Source organism: Actinosynnema sp. (genome assembly GCF_052038725.1).
Window position 1 is genome coordinate 1 of record NZ_JBQGCX010000699.1, and the last position, 3,277, is coordinate 3,277.

A 3,277-nucleotide genomic window follows, 5' to 3' on the forward strand; every position below is an offset into this window, starting at 1 on the left:
ACCAGCGAGCGCACCGGCAGGCCGGGGACGTTGCCGGAGAAGACCGCGAGGGTCACGCGCGGGCCGATCGCGGTGGTGCTGCCGCGCAGGCGCTCGTCGCGCTCGAAGCCGTCGAGCACCTCCGGGACGCCCAGCTCGCGCTCCAGCGCCGCCAGCAGGTGCTCGGCGCGCAGGCCGGACAGCTCGCCGTCCAGGGCGCGGTCGATGGTCTCCTCGGACATGCCGGTGATCGCGGCGGCCGAGCGGACGGTGTCGCGGCGCTCGGGGAAGTCGCGCTTGGCCCACAGCTCGGCCGCGGTGTCGAGGGCGGCGACGATCCGGCGCACCGGGAGGCGGCGCAGGGCCTCGTGGGCGCGGCGCAGGCCGTCGCCGACCTCGGCCCAGTCCTGCGGGGTCGGGCGCAGGCCGTGCCACTCGCGGGCGCCCGAGCGCAGGGTGAAGCGCTCCAGCGCGTCGGTGGCCAGCCAGGACGGCTGGAACGACACGTCCGGGGTCGGCTCGGTCGCGGTCACGGCGACGAGGTCGTCGACGGCGGTGGTGGTCGGGGTAGCCACGGGTCAACGTCCTCCGGTCATCTCGTCCAGCGACAGGGAGCAGCCGCGGCTCGCGGCTCCGGCGACGCGGCCCGCGATGGCCACGCCCTCGGGGGAGCCGATGCCGACGTCACCGGTCAGCACCGCGCACGGGCGGTCGAGCAGGCACAGGTCGGTGACCTCCACCAGGCCCCGGCCCTCGGTGATCAGCTCGCGGGTGCCGGAGGCGCGCAGCCGCGCCCCGCCCCAGGGTCGCCACGCCTTCGGGCTCTCCCCGAGCGGGCCGAGCCGGGTGGGGGAGGCGTTGAACAGCTGGTGGGCCAGCTCGGTCATGCCGAAGATGTTGTCGAACTCCACGACGCCGAAGACCTCGGTGAGGGTGGCGCGCAGCTGCGGGACGGCCATGACGCGGGAGCGGCCCTTGAAGCCGCCGCCGTCGACCACCTTGGAGCCGGGCGGCAGCTCCCAGGAGCGGCCCAGCCCGCGCAGCGCGTCGCAGACGTTGACGAACGCGAAGGTGGCGCCGACCATCACCACGGGCGCGCCCTCGGCGACGGCGGCGTCGAGCATGGCGGTGAGCTTGTCCAGCTCCATGCCGTTCGGGCCGATGATCGACCCGCTCAGCTCGGGCGCGCCGACCTCCTCCTCGATGCGGGCCATGTCGAACGCGATGGCCATGGTCGGCTGGTCGGCCTCGGTCGGGGCGAAGCGGATCACGGCGGTGCGCCCGGCGCCGGTGGCGACGTTGAGCTTGGCGCCCGCCGTGACGGCTAAGCGCTTGAGCTCCAGGCCGAGCTTGGTGTAGCGGACCTCGCCGCGCGTGCTGCCGGTGGTGCCGCTGGTGCGGAACACGCGCACGGGGGTCTCGTCGGGGAACAGGTGCGGGCCGCCGGACTTGTAGGCGACGTCGGGGATGCCGACGCCCCTGCCGTTCTGCCGCCAGTAGCGGGCCACCTCGGGTGAGTTGGCCTCCGCGAGTTCGAGGAGCTGGTCGTGGATGGACTCGGGGTCGCCATCGCCGTCGACCAGCAGGGTCGCGATCTCCTCGAACAGCCGTCCCACGTACGGATCGTCGTGGGCAACGGTCATCGACTGCCTCCAGGGAGCGGGGGTGCCCGCGGGGGCGCGGACCGGGGTGGGGGGGGGGGGTGAGTGCAGCTCGCCCGGCGGTTCCGCCCCCCGGGACCGCGGCGGCGCGGGCAAGCAACCCGCGGCCGGGAACCCGCAACAAGGCGGTGAGCGGCGGTGGCGGTGCGGGCTGCCGAAGGGGGGTGGCGACCGGGTGCGGCGGGTGCCCGGCGGCTGGTTCACGGTGGCTGCGCAAACGGGCGGACGGGGTGTTACCCGCGATTCCGGTCAGTGGATTCTGTGACCCCGGTCACAAATTCTCCGGGTGTTCACCTGGCGAACAGCCTGGCACCACCGGCCCCCCTCGGCGGTACCACTTTCCTCGCCCCGCAAAGCCGCGGGGGCGGCGACCGTGTCCGGTCACCGCCCCCGTGGCCCGTGCTGCGCGTTCGGGTCCGCCGGACCGTCCTAATCGGACAGAGGCTTGCCCTTGTCGTCCGTCCTCGGGGACGGCTTGCCGTCCCCGTCGGCGCCCTCGCCGCGGTCCGCGGAGATCGCGGCCGGCTCCAGCTCGGACTCCACGTGCTTGCTGCGCCCGGTGAAGCTCACGTGGGCCTCGTTGCGCATCCGCTCCACCATGTGCGGGTAGTGCAGCTCGAAGGCCGGGCGCTCGCTGCGGATGCGGGGCAGCTCGGTGAAGTTGTGCCGGGGAGGCGGGCAGGAGGTCGCCCACTCCAGCGAGTTGCCGTAGCCCCACGGGTCGTCCACGGTCACGCGCTCGCCGTAGCGGTAGCTCCTGAAGACGTTCCACAGGAACGGCAGCGTCGAGGCGCCGAGCAGGTACGAGCCGATCGTGGAGATGATGTTGAGCGTGGTGAACCCGTCCGCGGCCAGGTAGTCCGCGTACCGGCGCGGCATCCCCTCGTTGCCCAGCCAGTGCTGCACCAGGAACGTGGCGTGGAAGCCGATCATCGTGGTCCAGAAGTGCCAGCGCGCCAGCCCCTCGTCCAGCATCCGCCCGGTGATCTTGGGGAACCAGAAGTAGATGCCCGCGAAGGTCGCGAACACGATGGTCCCGTAGAGCACGTAGTGGAAGTGGGCGACCACGAAGTAGGTGTCGGAGACGTGGAAGTCGAGCGGCGGGGAGGCCAGCAGCACGCCGGACAGACCGCCGAACAGGAACGTGACCAGGAACCCGACGCAGAACAGCATCGGGGACTCGAAGGTCATCGTCCCCTTCCACATGGTGCCGATCCAGTTGAAGAACTTGACACCGGTCGGCACCGCGACCAGGAAGGTCATGAACGCGAAGAACGGCAGCAGCACGGCGCCCGTGGCGTACATGTGGTGCGCCCACACCGCGATCGACAGCGCCGCGATCGACATGGTCGCCCACACCAGACCGCGGTAGCCGAAGATCGGCTTGCGGGAGAACACCGGGATGATCTCCGACACGACGCCGAAGAACGGCAGCGCCAGGATGTACACCTCGGGGTGGCCGAAGAACCAGAACATGTGCTGCCACAGCACGACGCCGCCGTTGGCCGGGTCGAACACGTGCGCCCCGATCAGCCGGTCCGCCAGCAGGCCGAAGCCCGCCGCCGTCAGGATCGGGAACACCACCAGGATCAGCACGCTGGTCACGAGGATGTTCCAGGTGAAGATCGGCATCCGCC

General features: G+C 71.8%; 3 protein-coding genes. All 3 read right to left on the bottom strand.

What is annotated here, in order from left to right; translation table 11 throughout:
• On the bottom strand, positions 1-554 hold a 554-nt coding region (locus tag ACTUAL_RS14690; RefSeq protein ID WP_440900634.1), incomplete at its 3' end, for an acyl-CoA reductase.
• Between the two features lie 3 nt (positions 555-557).
• Entirely contained in the window at positions 558-1,622 is a 1,065-nt protein-coding gene (locus ACTUAL_RS14695) for a LuxE/PaaK family acyltransferase (protein ID WP_440900635.1), read from the bottom strand.
• Positions 1,623-2,069: 447 nt separating this feature from the next.
• Positions 2,070-3,277, bottom strand: a 1,208-nt coding sequence (locus ACTUAL_RS14700; RefSeq protein WP_440900636.1) for a cytochrome c oxidase subunit I, incomplete at its 5' end; no start/stop codon positions are given.